The sequence below is a fragment of the Kitasatospora sp. NPDC024654 genome, assembly GCF_055559155.1.
On sequence record NZ_JBVHLF010000030.1, the window covers coordinates 1 to 16748 of the forward strand.

General features: G+C 72.8%; 16 protein-coding genes and 1 pseudogene. 5 read left to right on the plus strand and 12 right to left on the minus strand.

Annotated elements, in window-relative coordinates:
• Window positions 1-123: 123 nt before the first annotated feature.
• On the minus strand, window positions 124-297 hold the full coding sequence (locus tag ACZ38L_RS19185) for a CsbD family protein (RefSeq protein ID WP_465694452.1): 174 nt from the start codon (window positions 295-297) through the stop codon (window positions 124-126).
• Window positions 298-589: 292 nt separating this feature from the next.
• Here ACZ38L_RS19185 and ACZ38L_RS19190 point away from each other — a divergent pair, with 292 nt between their 5' ends.
• The gene (locus ACZ38L_RS19190; RefSeq protein ID WP_465694456.1) at window positions 590-904 is read left to right on the plus strand and encodes a hypothetical protein; all 315 of its coding nucleotides are present in this window, start codon (window positions 590-592) and stop codon (window positions 902-904) included.
• 107 nt (window positions 905-1011) lie between these two features.
• On the opposite strand, the gene ACZ38L_RS19195 is transcribed toward ACZ38L_RS19190, so the two are convergent.
• Window positions 1012-1335: a plasmid stabilization protein gene (locus ACZ38L_RS19195; protein ID WP_465694459.1), complete on the minus strand. Its 324-nt coding sequence runs from the start codon at window positions 1333-1335 to the stop codon at window positions 1012-1014.
• Between the two features lie 212 nt (window positions 1336-1547).
• On the opposite strand from ACZ38L_RS19195, the gene ACZ38L_RS19200 reads away from it, so the two are divergent.
• From ACZ38L_RS19200 to ACZ38L_RS19210, 3 genes are all read left to right on the plus strand, one after another.
• Window positions 1548-1973: a VOC family protein gene (locus ACZ38L_RS19200; RefSeq protein ID WP_465694463.1), complete on the plus strand. Its 426-nt coding sequence runs from the start codon at window positions 1548-1550 to the stop codon at window positions 1971-1973.
• Window positions 1974-2094: 121 nt separating this feature from the next.
• Window positions 2095-3489, plus strand: coding sequence for a class II fumarate hydratase (locus ACZ38L_RS19205; protein WP_465694466.1), 1395 nt, complete (start codon window positions 2095-2097; stop codon window positions 3487-3489).
• A gap of 136 nt (window positions 3490-3625) precedes the next feature.
• Window positions 3626-4414, plus strand: coding sequence for a VOC family protein (locus ACZ38L_RS19210; protein WP_465694469.1), 789 nt, complete (start codon window positions 3626-3628; stop codon window positions 4412-4414).
• 116 nt (window positions 4415-4530) lie between these two features.
• Here ACZ38L_RS19210 and ACZ38L_RS19215 read toward each other — a convergent pair whose 3' ends face one another.
• Window positions 4531-5031, minus strand: a complete 501-nt coding sequence (locus ACZ38L_RS19215) for a hypothetical protein (protein WP_465694474.1) — start codon at window positions 5029-5031, stop codon at window positions 4531-4533.
• 793 nt (window positions 5032-5824) lie between these two features.
• Between ACZ38L_RS19215 and ACZ38L_RS19220 the strand changes: the two are divergent.
• Window positions 5825-5980 (plus strand): annotated as a pseudogene (locus ACZ38L_RS19220) (amidohydrolase family protein); the annotation flags it as partial.
• Between the two features lie 135 nt (window positions 5981-6115).
• Here the strand turns inward: ACZ38L_RS19220 and ACZ38L_RS19225 are convergent.
• From ACZ38L_RS19225 to ACZ38L_RS19265, 9 genes are all read right to left on the minus strand, one after another.
• Entirely contained in the window at window positions 6116-6538 is a 423-nt protein-coding gene (locus ACZ38L_RS19225) for a cold-shock protein (protein WP_465694478.1), read from the minus strand.
• 91 nt (window positions 6539-6629) lie between these two features.
• Window positions 6630-7451, minus strand: a complete 822-nt coding sequence (locus ACZ38L_RS19230; RefSeq protein ID WP_465694482.1) for an SAM-dependent methyltransferase — start codon at window positions 7449-7451, stop codon at window positions 6630-6632.
• A 117-nt stretch (window positions 7452-7568) separates the two neighbouring features.
• Window positions 7569-9401, minus strand: a complete 1833-nt coding sequence (locus tag ACZ38L_RS19235; protein WP_465694486.1) for a glycoside hydrolase family 15 protein — start codon at window positions 9399-9401, stop codon at window positions 7569-7571.
• A gap of 120 nt (window positions 9402-9521) precedes the next feature.
• Entirely contained in the window at window positions 9522-11093 is a 1572-nt protein-coding gene (locus ACZ38L_RS19240) for an AMP-binding protein (RefSeq protein ID WP_465694490.1), read from the minus strand.
• 21 nt (window positions 11094-11114) lie between these two features.
• Window positions 11115-12323: an acyl-CoA dehydrogenase family protein gene (locus ACZ38L_RS19245; RefSeq protein ID WP_465694494.1), complete on the minus strand. Its 1209-nt coding sequence runs from the start codon at window positions 12321-12323 to the stop codon at window positions 11115-11117.
• A 60-nt stretch (window positions 12324-12383) separates the two neighbouring features.
• Window positions 12384-13205, minus strand: coding sequence for a 2,3,4,5-tetrahydropyridine-2,6-dicarboxylate N-succinyltransferase (locus tag ACZ38L_RS19250; RefSeq protein ID WP_465694498.1), 822 nt, complete (start codon window positions 13203-13205; stop codon window positions 12384-12386).
• Between the two features lie 419 nt (window positions 13206-13624).
• On the minus strand, window positions 13625-14731 hold the full coding sequence (locus ACZ38L_RS19255) for a class I SAM-dependent methyltransferase (RefSeq protein ID WP_465694500.1): 1107 nt from the start codon (window positions 14729-14731) through the stop codon (window positions 13625-13627).
• Entirely contained in the window at window positions 14728-15909 is a 1182-nt protein-coding gene (locus ACZ38L_RS19260; RefSeq protein ID WP_465694502.1) for a glycosyltransferase, read from the minus strand. The genes ACZ38L_RS19255 and ACZ38L_RS19260 overlap by 4 nt, the downstream gene beginning before the upstream one ends.
• Window positions 15906-16748, minus strand: coding sequence for an alpha/beta fold hydrolase (locus ACZ38L_RS19265; RefSeq protein ID WP_465694505.1), 843 nt, complete (start codon window positions 16746-16748; stop codon window positions 15906-15908). Before ACZ38L_RS19265 ends, ACZ38L_RS19260 begins: the two co-directional genes overlap by 4 nt.

Genomic DNA, 16748 nt, shown 5'->3' on the forward strand with positions numbered 1-16748 from the left:
GTTGGGTCTGTTCCTTTCCATCTTTTTGCGGGGGGGGGGGGTGCCTAAACCCCTTGGACCCCGGCCCCGCACCGCCCCGTCCCCCCCCCCCCCCCCCCCCCCCCCCCCCCCCCCGCGGTGACGTCACCGCTTGAACGCGTCCTTGACCTTCTCGCCGGCCTGCTTCACGTTGCCGCTGATCTGCTCGGCCTTGCCCTCCGCGGCCAGGGCGGGATCGCCGATGGCCTCACCGGTCTTCTTCTTCATCTTGCCCTTGGCGTGTTCCGCCACGTTCCGGACCTTGTCCCCGCCGCTCATGGTGTCCTCCTCGTTCCGTCCTGGGGCTCCTTCTCGGGTACGCCCGGCGTCTGCCCAGGATCCGGCGGCGGACACCCGGATCGGTCGTCCCGAAAAGGCGCCGGCGGACTGCGGAGGGGGCAGCCGCCGGACTGGACCGGAGAGGAGCGGCAGAGGTCGTCCTCCCGGCACCCGCCGGGTGGACGAGCGGTTCCGATGCCACCCGGCTCCGATCGGCTACCCCGCCGTAGGGATCGAACGGCTGTACGCGGGAATACGCCAGAGTGACAGCCGTTCCGGAAGGAGAGAAGCGATGCTGCTGCTCGGACTGCTTCTGCTCGCGGCGGCCGGCGCCTTCACGGGCCTGCTCATCGCGGAGAACCTCAACGCCGGCCCCGACTACAGCGTCACGCTGTTCGGGAACCACCTCGCCACCATGAGCAGCTTCGCGATCTTCCTCGCCGGGCTCGCCCTCGCGCTGATCTTCGCCCTCGGCTACCTGCTGGCCACCGGATCGGTCCGCCGCCACGCGCGCCGCCAAGTGGCTGCCGATGCGACCCGAGGCGGTCCCCCCGTCGGACGCGAGCCACGACCGCGGCACCGGCTGATCCACCGTCCCGGCCACTGAGGAGCCCGCTCGCTCCCTGGCCGGGGGCGCGGTGGCTCCGGAATCGGGCCGGCCGGCGGGATCGGCCCGATCGGGACCGGAACGTGGCTGTGGTGCTGCTCCTCCCGCTACCTGCCGAGTGCGCCGGCGAGCTGCCTCTTGTTCATCTTCGAGCGGCCCTTGATGTTGCGCTGCCGTGCCTCGTTGTACAGCTGGTCGTACGTGGGCCCCTGCGCGCCCTGGTGCGAACGCAGGCCACCGCGCCGGCCGGACGAGATGTCGTCCACGGAGGTGCGGCTGGCGGTCCTGGACTCGCCGTGCCGGGCGCGTTCCTTGTTGACCGTGCGGGCGGCGATCTCCTCGGCCCGGTCCTCCTTCGTGCCGCGTTCCAGCAGGCTCTCCTTGATGTGCTCGTACTGGCGTTCCCGCTTGGGGCTGGCCCCTCGTGGCATGGTGGCCACTCCTTCCGAATCGGTCGGTCGGGTGTTCGCGACAGCGCGCCTACCCCGCCGGCCGCCGGGAAACCCCGGCGCCGACCGGGGTCGTGCCCGCGACACCGGGTCCGGCAGGTCGGGCAGGTCCGGGGTGGCGGCCGGTCCGTACGGGACGCTGGAGAGGTCCCGGGCGGACCGGGGCGAGGACTACCCGAGGAGGTCCGGTCGAGATGGCCGATCCCACTGATGCCGTGCCGCTGCCGCAGGTCTGGCCGACCGTGCGGGCCCGTGACGCGCAGGCGCTGATCCGGTTCCTGGTGGACGCGTTCGGGTTCGAACAGACCGTCGTGTACGTGGACGACGGCGTGGTCGTCCACGCGGAGCTGAGCTGGCCGCCCGGAGGCGGCATCATGCTCGGCGCGGCCCGGGGGAGCGACCCCGGACACGGCTGGCCGGTCGCCCCGGGCACCGCCGGGATGTACGCGGTGACCGACCAGCCGGACGCGCTGTGCGCCCGGGCCCGGGCCGCCGGTGCCGAGATCGTCAGCGAGCCGCACGACACCGACTACGGCTCGCGCGACTTCACCGCCCGCGACCTCGAGGGCAACCACTGGTCCTTCGGCAGCTACCGCGGCGCGCCGCGCAAGATCCACTGAGCGCTCCGACCGTTCCGCCCGGTCCGCCGATCACCGTCAACCCGCTGCCGCGGAGATCACCCGGCCCGGTGGAAATACCGCGAGGGCCGGGTGAGCTGTGCTGGGTGGGAGGTGTGGTGCCATGGGCGACGAGCAGGCGTACCGGACGGAACACGACTCGATGGGGGAGGTGCGGGTCCCCGCCACGGCCAAGTGGCAGGCGCAGACGCAGCGCGCGGTGGAGAACTTCCCGGTCTCCGGGCAGCGGCTGAGCCGGGCGCACATCGCCGCGCTGGCCCGGATCAAGGCCGCGGCGGCCAAGGTCAACGCCGAGCTGGGGATCCTGGACGGCCGGGTCGCCGAGGCGGTCGTCGGTGCCGCCGAGGAGGTCGCCGAGGGCCGCTGGGACGACCACTTCCCGTTGGACGTCTTCCAGACCGGATCCGGCACGTCCTCGAACATGAACGCCAACGAGGTGATCGCGACCCTGGCCGGCGAGCGGCTGGGCCGTCCGGTCCATCCGAACGACCAGGTCAACGCCAGCCAGTCGTCCAACGACGTGTTTCCGTCCTCGATCCACATCGCGGCCACCGCGGCGGTCACCGCGGACCTGTTGCCCGCCCTGGAGCATCTCGCGGCGGCGCTGGAGGCCAAGTCGGCGGAGTTCGCGCAGGTGGTCAAGGCCGGCCGGACACACCTGATGGACGCCACGCCGGTCACCCTCGGCCAGGAGTTCGGCGGCTACGCGGCCCAGGTCCGCTACGGCGAGGAACGGCTGCGGGCCACCCTGCCCCGGGTCGCCGAGCTGCCGCTGGGCGGCACGGCGGTCGGCACCGGCATCAACACCCCGCCCGGCTTCTCGGCCGCGGTGATCGCCGAGCTGGCCCGGAGCACCGGCCTGCCGCTGCGCGAGGCCCGCAACCACTTCGAGGCCCAGGGCGCCCGGGACGCGCTGGTCGAGCTCAGCGGTCAGCTGCGGACCGTCGCGGTCGGGCTGACCAAGATCGTCAATGATCTGCGCTGGATGGCCTCCGGCCCGCGCACCGGGCTGGGCGAGATCAACCTGCCCGACCTGCAACCCGGCTCCTCGATCATGCCGGGCAAGGTCAACCCGGTGATACCCGAGGTGGTGGCGATGGTCGCCGCCCAGGTGGTCGGCAACGACGCGACGGTGGCGATGGCCGGGGCGAGCGGCAACTTCGAGCTCAACGTGATGCTGCCGGTGATCGCCCGCAACCTGCTGGAGTCGGTCCAGTTGCTCGGCAACGCCGCCCGGCTGCTGGCCGACCGCACGGTGAGCGGCGTCACCGCCAACGCCGAGCGGGCCCGGGAGTACGCCGAGTCCTCGCCGTCCGTGGTCACCCCGCTCAACCGCTACATCGGCTACGAGGAGGCCGCCAAGGTCGCCAAGCAGTCGCTCGCGGACGGCCGGACGATCCGTCAGGTGGTCCTGGACCGCGGCTACGTGGAGCGCGGCCTGTTGACCGAGGCCCAGCTGGACGAGGCGCTGGACGTGCTGCGGATGACCCGGCCGTAGCGACGCCGCCTCGCCAGCCCGCTCCGGCCCCGCCGCCGCGGCGCCTCCGTCGCTGGTCCGTGCGGTGCGGACGCGGTGCGGGTACGGTCGAGTCGACGGGCACGGCCGGGGCAGGGCAGGCACAGGAGGCGCAGCGATGACCGAGGTAGCACCGGCGGCCGGCGCGGCGGTGCGCTGCGTGCCGGCGGTTCCCAGCTGGGTGAGCCTGATGGCCGGTGACCTCGAAGGCGCCCAGGCCTTCTACGGGCCGCTGCTCGGCTGGTCCTTCGAACGCGGGCCGGACCGCTGGGGCCCGTACGTCCGCGCGGTGGTGGACGGCGTCGCGGTCGCCGGCCTGAGCACCTCCACCGGCCTGCAGCTCCCGGTGGCCTGGACCACCTACTTCGGTACCGAGGACGCCGACGAGGTCGCCGAACGGGTCCGGGCCCGTGGCGGCACGATGGCCATCGGCCCACTCGGCTTCGACGCCGGCCGGCTGGCCATCGCGGCCGATCCGGCCGGTGCGCCGTTCGGCGTCTGGGAGGGCGGGCGCGACCACGGGCACTCCTGGCTGAGCTCGCCGGGCGCGCCGGTCTGGATCGAGCTGCGCACCCGGGACGCCTTCGAGGCGGCCCTCTTCTACGGTGAGGTGTTCGCCTGGGACACCCGGGACCCGAAGGACCTGGAGGTGCGCTGGGAACACGACCGGGTGGTCCTGCGCACCCACGGCCGCAGCGTCGCCGCGCTCGCCACGGCGACCGACCCGGCCGTCCGCCCCAACTGGCAGGTGTTCTTCGCGGTCGCCGACACCGACGCCTCGGTCGACCAGGCCCGGCGGCTCGGCGCCGCGGAGACCGGTCCGATCCTGGACACCCCCTACGGCCGGGTGGCCCACCTCGCCGACCCGCACGGCGGCCGCTTCGCCGTGATCAGTGTCCGCCCGTAGCAGCGGGAGGTCCGGCGAGTGAGGAGCGGACCGGATTCCGTCCGGGCCCCTCTGGGCCGGGCTGTTGGCGTTCCGTCAGGCCCGGGTGCCGGCGAGGCCGGCGGCGCGGATGGGCTTCAGCGGGAGGGGGCGACGACGATGGTGACCGTGAGGTTCGTCGGTTCGGGGATGCATGCCGGGGCCTCGCCGCAACTGGCGCGGGTGGTGGTGAGCCGGCAGGTGCCGGGGACGAGGGCGAGGAAGTCGGCGGTGACCGTGCCGCAGCCCGTGCCGGGGTGGCAGCCGGTGCCGGCCGAGGACGTGGTGCCGGGCGTCCCGAGCGGTCGCAGGTGCGCGGGGTCGGAACTCCGTGGTGGCGTCCAGTAGGTGCTGTGCAGGACGACCTGGACGGTGTCGCCGGTCGGGACGGTGACCGCGGTGCCGGCGTCCTGTTCGGTCACCTGGACCACCGCTCCGCCCGGTCGTGCCGTCAGCGTCACCGCGGCGGCCGGGGCGGGGCCGGAGGAGCAAGCGGCCAGCGCCAGCGCCCCCGTGAAGCCCAGGACGGCGACGGGGGCGAGCAGCCGCGACAGCCGGCGCCGGCGCGGTGGGTCGATGGTGAACCGCTGCGAGGTCATGGCATCTCCTTCGCGGGCCGGCCGACGGGCGTCGGCCGCCGGGTCCGGATGGGACGCGGTGGAGCGTGTGCGGGTTCCGGAACGTCGGTGGAGGCGCGAAGGGCCTCGGGGGCGGCCCACGGTCCGCCCCCGAGGAGTCCCAGCGGAAGTGACGACGGATCGGCTCGCGTTGGGCGCGGTGTCGTCGAGCGGCTGCGTCGACGGCCTCCGGGCCGGGCAGTCTGCGGCTGTTGTGCGGTCGATTCCTGCCGCGCGATCGGCTCGGCCACCGCATCGACCTGTCGCGGGCAGCGGAAAGGCAACGCACGGTGCGTCGGGGAGACCTTCCGAGGCTGCACGGCGGAACGATCCGCAGCTGGTCATCCGGTCCGACGGTCGGTCGGCCAGGTCAACTGTGGGAGCACACAGGCAAGTTGTCGGGAATTCATGGCATGTGGTGCGGTGTGCCGGTTGTCGTGCTGAAGCAGAGCGAGTTGGTGAACACCGGTCAACGGCTCGCGCACCGGAACGACGCTGGTGGCATCCAGAGGGTTCTCGGAAGCACGGAATTTTCGGGGTCGAAGCGGGTGGGATGTGCTGGGAGTCGGGGCCGGGCGCCGGGGTCGGCGGACGGCCCTGTGATCGGCCGGGATGCGGGGGCGCGGCGGTGGAGCCCTCGGTCGGCGCGAGACGGTGGTCCACGCGCCGGGGGCGGGGGCGCCGGAGGAGTGGACTCAGAGGGAGTTCAGAGCCTGCCACTGTTCCGCCCGTCAGGCGGTGGCCGCTGGAGTGGGGGCCAACTTCCCTTCGGGCAATGGGAGTCGGGGGAGATTTGGGCTTCTCCCGGGACCGCGTCATCGACATGGCCACCGTCGAGGCCGCCCGCGCCCTCGGAATCGACGCCGACACCGGCCGGCTCGCCCCCGGCCACCGCGCCGACCTGCTCGTCGTCGACGGGGACCCGCTCCGTGACCTGAGCGCGCTGCGCGCGGTGCGCCTGGTGGTGCGGGAGGACGTCCGTACGGCAACGGCTGGTGAGCCGGGCGGCCGTTCTGCCGGGCGGTGCCGGACGGTCGGCAGAACGGCCGGTGCCGGACGGCCGGTGTCAGCCCTCGGTCCAGCCGTGGTCCGCGCCGAACCGCACCAGCCCGGTCCGGATCCGCAGGATCTGCTCCCCGGTCAGCGACGGCGCCGCCGCCAGCAGGAGCTCGGTGACCTCCCGGGTGAACTCCGCCACGCTGAGCACGTCGCACAGCGCGTCGTCGCCCTCCAGATGGCGGGACTCCGGGTGTCGGGACGATGCCACCGCCGGTTTGCCGTCCGCTCCCTTGGCCAGCCGGACCGCGGACGCCTTCAGCCCGCGATCGCCGTCCTCGACCTCGAACTCGACCGCCAGTCCCGAGCGCAGCTGCACCTCGGGGATCAGCAGGTCGTTCACGTGCAGAAAGACGTCCTCACCACCGTGGTCGGGCGCGATGAAGCCGTAACCCCGCGAACTGTCGAATCGCACCACACGACCAGCAACCATGACAACCCCCAACAGAATCGGGCCCCTTGCCCGAAGAACCTGGCCCGATGGTAGCGGCCCCGGCGGTGGTCGGGGGGCGTGAGGCAGCCGGTCAGGGCTTGCGCGCCACGCCGACCGCGGCCAGGCGCAGCACGGGACTGGCGCTCAGCGGCGGGGTGTCGGCGTCGGGGCGCCACTCGGAGACGGTGACCACACCGGGGTCGACCAGCGCCAGGCCGTCGAGGAACGCGGCGACCTGGCCCATGGTGCGGAACCGGGCCCGGCCGACCCCCTGCCGCAGCACGGCCTCCGCCGCCGCGGCGTCGGCGTCCCCGGCGGCCAGCAGGTGGTGGACGAAGACGTGGCTGCCGGACGGCAGCGCGTCGACCAGCTCGCGGACGATCCGGGCCGGCTCCTCCTCGTCCAGCACGTAGTGCAGGATCCCGCAGAGCAGCAGCCCGACCGGCTGGCCGAAGTCGATGTGGTCACGCAGTCCCTGGTCCGCGAGCAGTGCGGCGGGTTCCCGCAGGTCGCCGGCGACCACCACGGTCTCCCGGTTGTCGGCGAGCAGCGCGCGGGCGTGCGCCAGTACCACCGGGTCGTTGTCGACGTAGACCACCCGGGTGGCCGGGTCGATGGCGTGCGCGATCTGGTGCACGTTGTCCGCGGTGGGCAGGCCCGAGCCGATGTCGACCAGCTGCCGCAGCCCCGCCTCGCCGACCAGGTGGCGCACCACGCGCCGCAGCACGGCCCGCTGCTCCCGCACGCCGAGGTGCACCTCGGGCAGCGTCTGCTCGATCCGCCGGCCGATCTCGCGGTCGGAGGCGTAGTTGTCCTTGCCGTTCAGCAGGTAGTCGTAGACGCGGGCGACGTTCGGCGGCGGGTCCTCGAAAGCCGTGGGCTGCCAGTCGGCGGGCGGCTGCTGCTCGGGCACTGCGCTCTCCCCTCGTCGCGGCTGCCGCGACGGGACGCGTGCCGCCGATCGTCCGCTCCGCGGAATGATGGCCGATCATGATGCGGCACGCAACGCCCGGCCGAGCCCTGGGAGGCCTCAGCCGAGCGCGCGGTCGAGGTTGAACGCGGCGCTGATCAGCGAGAGGTGGGTGAAGGCCTGGGGGAAGTTGCCCAGTTGTTCGCCGGTCGGGCCGATCTCCTCGGCGTAGAGGCCGAGGTGGTTGGCGTAGGTGAGCATCTTCTCGAAGGCCAGCCGGGCCTCCTCGAGGCGTCCGGCCCGGGCGAGCGCCTCGACGTACCAGAAGGAGCAGATCGAGAAGGTGCCCTCGGTGCCGCGGAGGCCGTCCGGGCTGGACGCCGGGTCGTAGCGGTAGACCAGGGAGTCGGAGACCAGGTCCGTGGTGAGCGCGTCCAGGGTGGTGAGCCACTTGGGATCGGTGGGCGAGACGAACTTGGCCATCGGCATCATCAGCACCGAGGCGTCCAGCACGTCGCCGTCCAGACTCTGCACGAACGTCTGCCGCTCGGCCGACCAGCCGCGTCGCATGATCTGCCGGTAGATCGCGTCCCGGCTCTGCCGCCAGCGCGGGAGGTCGGCCGGCAGGCCGCGCCGGGTCGCCATCCGCATCGCCCGTTCCATCGCCACCCAGCACATCAGCCGCGAGTACACGAAGTTCCGGCGGCCCCCGCGGGTCTCCCAGACGCCCTCGTCGGGCTGGTCCCAGTGGTCGCAGAGCCACTCCACCACCGCACTGACCTCGTCCCACCGGTCGCTGCTGATCGGCTGCCCCCACTTGTCGTACAGGTAGACGGAGTCGATCAACGCTCCGTAGATGTCCAGCTGGAGCTGGCCGGTGGCGGCGTTCCCGACCCGGACCGGGGCGGACCCGAGGTAGCCCTCCAGGTGGGACAGCTCCTGCTCGGGCAGCTCGCAGCGCCCGTCGATGCCGTACATGATCTGCAGCGGGCCGGTGGCACCGGGGCTCCCCGTGCCCCGCTCGGAGAGGAAGCCCATGAACGCCTCGGCCTCCGAGGTGAAGCCCAGCCGGAGCATGGCGTAGACGCAGAAGGCCGCGTCGCGGACCCACACGTACCGGTAGTCCCAGTTGCGCTCGCCGCCGATCTGCTCGGGCAGGCTGGTGGTCGGCGCGGCGACGATCGCGCCGCTCGGGATGTAGGTGAGCAGCTTCAGCACCAGCGCGGACCGGTGCACCATCTCGCGCCAGCGCCCGTGGTAGCGCGAGTCGGCCAGCCAGCGGCGCCAGAACCGGACGGTCGCCGCGAACTCGCGCTCCGCCTCGGCCTGCGGGCAGGCCCGGGGGAAGACGCCGTCGGTGATCTGGTCGAGGGCGAACACCACGGACTCGCCCTCCAGGAGCTTGAAGCTCGACCAGACGTCCACGTTGTCGCAGTCGAGCGGCGCCGTCGCGGTCAGGGCCAGCGTCATCGACCGGGACTCGAAGATCGCCTCGCGGCCCCGGAGGTACACCGAGTGCGGCTCGGCCCCGTAGCCGAAGCGTGGTGCCACCCGGGCCCGGAAGGGGAGGCTGCCGCGGACGCAGATCACCCGCCGGATCAGCCGGTGCCGGGCCTCCTCGTGCGACCCGTCGATGATCGGCATGAAGTCCTGGATCTCGGCCACCCCGTCGGCCGCGAAGAACCGGGTGATCAGCACGTTGGTGTCGGGGAAGTAGAACTGCCGGGTGCGGGTCGGAACCTCGGCGGCCAGTTCGAACGAACCGCCCCGCTCGGCGTCGAGGATCGACGCGAACACACTGGGTGCGTCGAAGCGCGGGCAGCAGTACCAGTCGATGGTGCCGTCGGTGCCCACGAGCGCGGCGGTACGAAGATCGCCGATCAGGCCGTGCTCGGAGATCGGCAGGTAGCGGGAGCCGTTCGCCCGCCCGGATCCGGCATTCTCGAACACCACACCGGCCTCCCTGACGCTGAGGTGGGCAGCAAGAGAGCATCGGCCTTCATGCTAAATCGCCGCAGGTGCCGCGTGCCTGTGGATCGGGTCCCGGTACCCCCCGGTACCGGGACCCGGCGGTTACGCTCCGGCACCCTCCCGGAGCCGCTCGGCCTGCCGTCGCAGCAGTTTCTTGTCGGGCTTGCCGGCGTCGGTCAGCGGCAGCGCGTCGAGGAAGCTGACCTGGGACGGCTCGTGGACCGGCCCGCGCCGCTCGCGCACCAGGGCGCGCAGCTCGTCCGCGGTGATCCGGCCGCCCGGTGCCGGGACGACCACGGCGTGTACCCGCTCCACCCGGTTCTCGTCCGGGACGCCGAAGACCGCGCTCTGCCGCACCTCGGGGTGGGAGTTGAGCAGGTCCTCCAGCTCGGAGGTGTACACGTGCCCGCCGCCGGTGTTGATCAGGTCCTTCAGCCGGTCGACGACGTACAGGTAGCCCTCCTCGTCCAGGTACCCGACGTCACCGGAGTGCAGCCAGCCGTCCCGGAGGACCGCGGCGGTCAGCTCGGGCTGCTTCCAGTAGCCCAGCATCAGGCTGTCGGACCGCACGCAGATCTCGCCGTGGCCGCCGGCGGGCAGCTCCCGGCCGGACTCGTCGCGGATCGCCACCTGGTACCCGGGCGCGATCCGGCCGACGGACCGCAACCGTTCCGGGCGGCTCGGATCGTGGTCCTCGGCGTCGAGGACGCTGACGATGCCGGCCTCGTGCTGCCCGTAGAGCTGGACCAGCACTGGTCCGAAGCGCCGGATCGCGTCGGCGAGCCGGGCGGGTGACGCCTGGCAGCCGCCATAGGTGAGGCGACGCAGGCTGCTGGTGTCGGTCCGGTCCGCGTGCGGGTGGTCCATCAGCTGGTACAGCAGCGGTGGCATCAGGAAGACGTCGGTGATGCGTTCGCGCTCGATCGTGCCGAGCACGGCGGCCGGCTCGAAGTCGTCCAGCAGCACCGCGCTGCCGCCGGCCCGCAGGACCTTGTCGGTCAGCTGCCCGGCCGCGTGGGCGATGGTGGTGCACACCAGCAGCCGCGGCGGTTCCTCTTCACGGGGCAGGTCGGGGCCGAAGCGACGGACCTGTCCGTAGCCGACGCAGATGCCCTTGGAGTGGCCGGTGGTGCCGCCGGAGTGGCGGATGGTGCGCACGTCCTGCGGCCGGGCTCGCGAGGCGAACGGATCGGCCGGCTGTTCGGCGGCCAGCGCCAGCAGGTCCGTGCCGACCGTGGCGGGACCGCCGACCGGCGTGGGGCCGAGGACCAGGACGGTCGCGACCGGGACCTGACCGGTGAGCTCCGCGGCCCGGTCGGCGTGCCGGGTGTCGACGATCAGCGCATGGGTCTCGACGTCCCGGACCATGATGGCCTGGGTCTCGGCCGGCAGCTTGTTGTAGAGCTGGTTGACCCGGCAGCCGATCAGGTTGGCGGCGTAGCGGGCGGCGATGGCCTCCGGCAGGTTGCCGCTCAGCAGGGTGACGGTCTGGCCGCGGTCGATGCCCTGGGCTCGCATGGCCCGCGCCAACTGGTGGGTGAGCTCGCGCAGTTCGCCAGCGGTGACCGAACGCCCCTGGTACGTGAGGACGTTCCGCTCGGGATGGGCCGCCAGGGTGTCGAGGATCTGCGCTACCTCGGTCCGGAAGGGCGGGGTGGTCGTGGTGGCGGGCATGGGTGTTTCGGTGCCTCGGTCTCAGTGATGGGCCAGCAGCTGGGCTTCCTCGGTCTGCTGATGCTCAGTCAGCAGCGAGTGAGCCAGGACGCTGTAGAGCGTGTCGTTGGGGCCGTCGGCGATCCGCAGCCCGCGGATGTCGCGCAGTCGCTTCTCCATCGGGGTGTGCCGGGTGTAACCCTCGCTGCCGTGCAGCTGGAGGGCGAGGTCCACGGCACGGTAGGCGGCGTCGGTGGCCAGCGCCTTGGCGGCCGAGCAGGCGGCGACGTCGATGTCGCCCTGGTCGATGCGCTCCAGCAGCGAGAAGCACCAGGCGGTGGCGGCCTCGACCTCGGCCGCGGCGGTGCCCAGCCGGGCTGCGACCGAGGGGATCGCGGCCAGCGGCATCCGGCCCACGCTCCGGCTGCTGGTACGGGCCATCGACTCCTGGATCGCGGCCGCCGCGGCACCGAGGCAGACCAGCGACATCATCAGACGCCAGGCGGAGAAGTGCGAGTCGAAGATCAGGCGGCCGTCGCCGGGCTCGCCGAGCAGGAAGTCCTTGTCCAGCCGGGTGTCGACGAAGTGCAGGTGGCCGAAGCTCCAACCCCGCATGCCCAGCGGGTCGGTGGTCTCGGTGAGCACGCCCTTGGTGTCCATCGGCACCCACACCGCGGAGAGCGGGACGGTGCGCAGGTCGATCACGCCGACGTCCCGCTGGTCGACGAGCTTGCAGAACACGACAAACCCGTAGGCCTCCTCGACCCGGCTGATCAGGCCCTTCGTGCCCGACAGGACGAAGTGGTCGCCGTGGTCGACCAGCAGGGTGCGAAAGCCCCGCAGGTCCGAGCCCGAGTGCGGCTCGCTGGACGCGACACCAACCAACTTCCCTGCCACCACTGCCTGATCGTGGGTCTGCCGGGAGAGCGCCGGCGAGCCGTAGCGCAGCGGCATCGCGGCGTGACCGGTGCTGAAGATCTCGCGCGCGTCGCAGTCCCGCTGGCCCGCGAGGAACATGGCCATGCCCTGGGCCACCCGTCCGGCCGGCCCCCGCCCCTCGGGGGACGCGACATCGATACCGGTCAGCCCGGCCGCCGAGGCCCGGGCGCGCAGCGCCAGCCAGTCGGGCCGGCTGTCGTTCTCGCGGACCGGCGAGGGCAGGTGGGTGTCCAGAAAGGCCGTGAGCCGGGACCGCAGGTCCTCGAGCTCGGGGTGACGGTTCAGAACCGGGTTGATACCGGTGGCAGACATGCGGAGGATTCCTCGAACTTGTCGATGAGAGAGGGGAGTTGTCGCTGGCGGTGGCGAGCGTCAGAGCACGGGCGGCTGGGTGCGCACCGCGTCGTTGAGCTTGGCCTTGTCGTGCCGCTCGCCCTTCTTCAGGTACTTGATCACCAGCAGGCAGGGCAGGCCGAAGGTGCCGCCGGCGAACTCGCGCGGACGGTTGGCCGGGACGGCGACCGTCCACGGTGGGACCTCGCCGCGGCTGAGCTCCTCGCCGGTGGCGGCGTCGATGACCGGAATGGTGTCGGTCAGCAGCGCCCCGGCGCCGAGCAGCGCGCCCTCGCCAACTCGCGCACCGCTGTAGATCATTGAGCGGGCGCCGATGAAGGCGTCGTCCTCGATCACCACCGGCTTGGCCATCGGCGGCTCGATCATGCCGCCGAGCCCGACCCCGCCCGACAGGTGCACGTTCCGGCCGATCTGGGCGCACGAGCCGATGCCGACCCAGGAGTCCACCAGGGTGCCCTCGCCGACGTACGAGCCGATGCCGATGTGGCTGGGCATCACCACGGCGCCCGGCTCCTGGTAGCTGCCCCGCCGGATCACCGCACCCGGCGAGACCTGGACGCCGGAGGTGTCGATCCCGGTCTTCAGCGGGATCTTGTCGGCGCACTCGAACGGGCCGAACCGCGAGTTCTCCGGCTGGGCCTGCTTGTAGAGCAGCAGGATCGCGTTCTTCAGCCACTCGTGGACCACGACCTCGCCGACCACGAGTTCGGCCACCCGCGCGCGGCCGGTGTCCAGTAGGCCGATCGCCGCGTCGACCGCGGCCACCGCCTCGGCGGAGTGCAGCGCGACCTCGTCCCGCCGCTCCCAGAGGTCCTCGATCTCGCTTCGCAAAACCGTCATGTCGGCAGCACGACTGCCCATCGTTCTCCACGCTTCCCAAGTTGGCTGGAAGGCCCTTCCGGTGACGACCGGGGCCTCTGGCCGGACGGCTCGCACGAACTCCCGTGGTGCGGTCTCCGGCTGTGGCGTGCGACGCCCGTCGCCCCCCGAGGACGTCGGCACGCGACAGGCACGACGGGTTATCACCCGGTCACGACCTGCCAGGACACAGCCTTGCATACCTGTGATTCGTAGATCAAACCCGCCTATAGGCGTTGATATAGAGGTTGAAAAGTAAATTTTTGCCGACATCAAAGGTAGACTTATTGGTGGTCGGCCGCCACGACCCGGACGTACCGCCGCGGGTGCGGAGCGCGGGGCGCCACGTGGGCACGTGCCTGTGGCGCCAGCTGAACCGACTGGCCGACCGGCGCGCCGGATCAGGACGGGGAGTCGCGACGGGCGAGCAGGCGGTAGGCGTTGCCGAGCCCGGTTCGGGCGGCGAAGGGGGCGAGCAGGCGGTCGGCCAGGGCGGAGAGGAGGAGCAGGGGAGCGGCGGCGACGAGGAGGGTGGTCCGCAGGGCGCGGCGGAGGCGCCCCGGAGGGCGGGTGGCCAGCCAGGGGGCGTCCTCGCGGGGTGTGACGGCGTCGAGCAGGAGCCAGCAGGCGGCCAACAGGTCGACCGGGTCGTGCGGTTCGGCGTGCTGTTCCAGCAGTACGGTGAAGCCCAGGTCGGCCAGCCGCCGGCGGAGGTTGACGACCGGTGCCAGGTTGAGGTGCTGGGGTTGCAGCCAGGGCAGCCACCAGCGGCCCAGCAGCCGGGCGTAGCGGCACTCGGGGTCCGGGACCTCGATCAGCAGCAGGCCGCCCGGGCGCAGCACCTCGCCGGCGGCGACCAGCTCCCGCCGGGGATCCGTGCTGTGCTCCAGGTAGTGGAACATGCTCACCACGTCGTACCGGCCGGCCAGTTGGGACGCGAGCTCGGGGAACGGGCCGCGGAAGCCGCGGGTCACCCGGCCGTGCCGCTCGGCCAGGTCGACACCCTCGCTGAGATCCAGGCCGTCGAAGGTGGTGTCGGGAAAGACCTCGCGGGCGGTCTCGCAGAAGTGGCCGTGTCCGGTGCCGACGTCCAGCCAGCTGCCCGGCGCGCCGGCGAACGGGAGCACGGACCGGGCGCGGTTGCGGTAGACGCCGGTGCGGGTCCCGAAGGTCCCGCCGAGCCGTTGCTCGCCCAGGCCGTCGTAGAAGTCGCGGTAGTAGAACTCCAGTCCGGTGCCGTTCAGTTGGGGGTTCTGGAAGACGTGTCCGCAGTCCGCGCACTCGTCCAGGACGAACCGCCCGGGCTTGTGCTGCAGCAGGTCCGTGGTCCGCAGCCGTACCCGCAGCCGCGTCGAGCCGCACCACGGGCAGTCGGTGCGGCGCGGCGCGAAGAACCGGTCGGTGCCGCCGGCGAGTTCGGCCTGGTAGCCGGGACGCAGTTCGGCGACCCGTCGGGACCTGGTCGCTGCCCCGGTGCGGGATGCGGCCGCTTCTGGTGTGGTGGTCACGGGTTCCCCCTGTCCGTCGGTCGCAGCTGTTCGAGGTGGCCGGCGGCGGCTGCCGCACCGCCGGCCGCGTGGAAGGAGGCGGCGATCCGCCGGGCGGCGGACCGGTAGCCGGGGTCGTCGAGCACGGCGTCCACCGCCTGCCCGAGCCGGGCCGCGTCGGTGCGGCCGAACCGGACCCGGACGCCCGCGCCGGCGTCGGCCACCTGGCGGGCCACCACCGGCTGGTCGTCGCGGATCGGGGCGACCACCAGCGGGACGCCGTGCCACAGGGCCTCGCAGACCGTGTTGTGGCCGGCGTGGCAGACCACGGCGGCGGTGCGGGCCAGCAGCCGCAGCTGCGGTACGGCGGGCCGCACCAGAATGTCGGGATCGGGCACGGGCTCGCCCAGCACGCCGCCCGGGTCGACGAGCACCGCCTGCAGCCGGCCGGCGCGGGCGCGTAGTGCTTTCTGGCAGACCGTCAGAAACGCCGCTCCCGCGTCGGTGTTGGCCGTGCCCAGGGTGACCAGCAGGGTCGCCCGGTCCGGGTCCAGCCACGCCCACGGGAAGGCCGGGTCCGCCGGACGAGCCGTGATCGACGGGCCGACGAAGCGGATCGGGCCCGCCGGCACGGTGATCGGTCCGGTCAGCTCCGGGGTGCTGAAGGCGAGGACGAGCCGTGGTGAGAAACGCGGGTCGTTCGTCGCCGCCGGGTCGCCGATGCGCCGGCGCAGGTCGGCGAGCAGTCCGGAGACCCAGGCATCCACCAGGGGCATGCCGTCCAGCGCTCCGGTGAACTCCGCCGAGGTGGTCGCCGAGGTGGCCCAGGGCAGGCCGAGGCGCTCGGCGACCAGCGCGCCGGCGACCGCCTGCTGGTCCACCACCAGGACGTCGGGGCGGAAGCGTGCCACCGCCGCCACCACGCCGGGCGCCATCGCCTCGGCGAGCGGGACCAGGAACTCCTCCCAGAGGAACTTCAACGCCGCCGGTCCGCGCAGCTCCGGCGGCCGGTACGGTGCTGCTCCGCGCACGACGGCGCACGGGAAGACCTCGGCGTCGGGACCCGCCAGTCGGCGGATCACCTCGGGGACCCCCGCCCAGGCCGTCGCGTGTCCCCGGGCGGCCAGCTCGGCGGCCACGCCCACGGCCGGGTTCACATGGCCGACCAGCGGCGGGACGACGAAGAGGAAACGGGTCACCGGGCGCTCCGCCATGGTACGAGCGCCGGGTCGGCGACCGGACCGCGCAGCTCGACGCCCTGCTCCCGCAGCCAGGAGAGGGTGAGCTCGCGGACCGTGTCCGGTGCCTCGACCAGGACGGAGTGTTCCTGTCCCGGTACGAAGGCGCTCCGGCAGTCGGGCAACAGGCCGTCCAGCCAGGCGGCCTGATCGGCCAGGTCGGACTCGGTGCCGTACACGGCCAGCACCGGGCAGTGGATCGCGCCCAGCTCGGCCTCGGTGGGCAGTCGGCTGGTGGGGATGTCCCGGGCCAGCGAGGTGCCGGCCAGCAGCCGGCCGGCCGAGCGGGCGAGCCGGGCGGTGTGCGCGCCGCGCTGGGCGGCGACCCAGGCCAGCGTGGACTCCTCGGCCAGCTCGGCCTCGGCCCGGCGCAGGATGCCGTCCAGCTTGCCGGCCCAGGCCGGGGTGGCCGGCTCGGACTCGATCGCCAGGATGCTCAGGGCCCGTTCCGGGTGCCTGGCGGCGAGGCCGAACGCCACCGTGCCGCCGAAGGAGTTGCCCAGCAGGTGCACCGGTGCGGCCACCCCCAACCGGTCCAGCAGGCCCTCCAGGTCGTCGACGAACCGTTCCAGCCGGTAGCCGGTCGGCGGCCGTCCGGTGCGGCCGTGGCCGCGCTGGTCGTACATCACCACCGCCACCCCGGCGGCGGCGAGGGTGGGGGCCAGGGTGAAGTAGTAGCTGGCCAGGCTGTCGGTGAGCAGCCCGTGCAGCAGGACGGCGGTGGCGGCGGGCGGGGCGCCGTCGCGCGGGTCGAGCCGTTGCACGTGGCAGCGCAGGCCGTCGAGGTCCAGGAAGGCCAC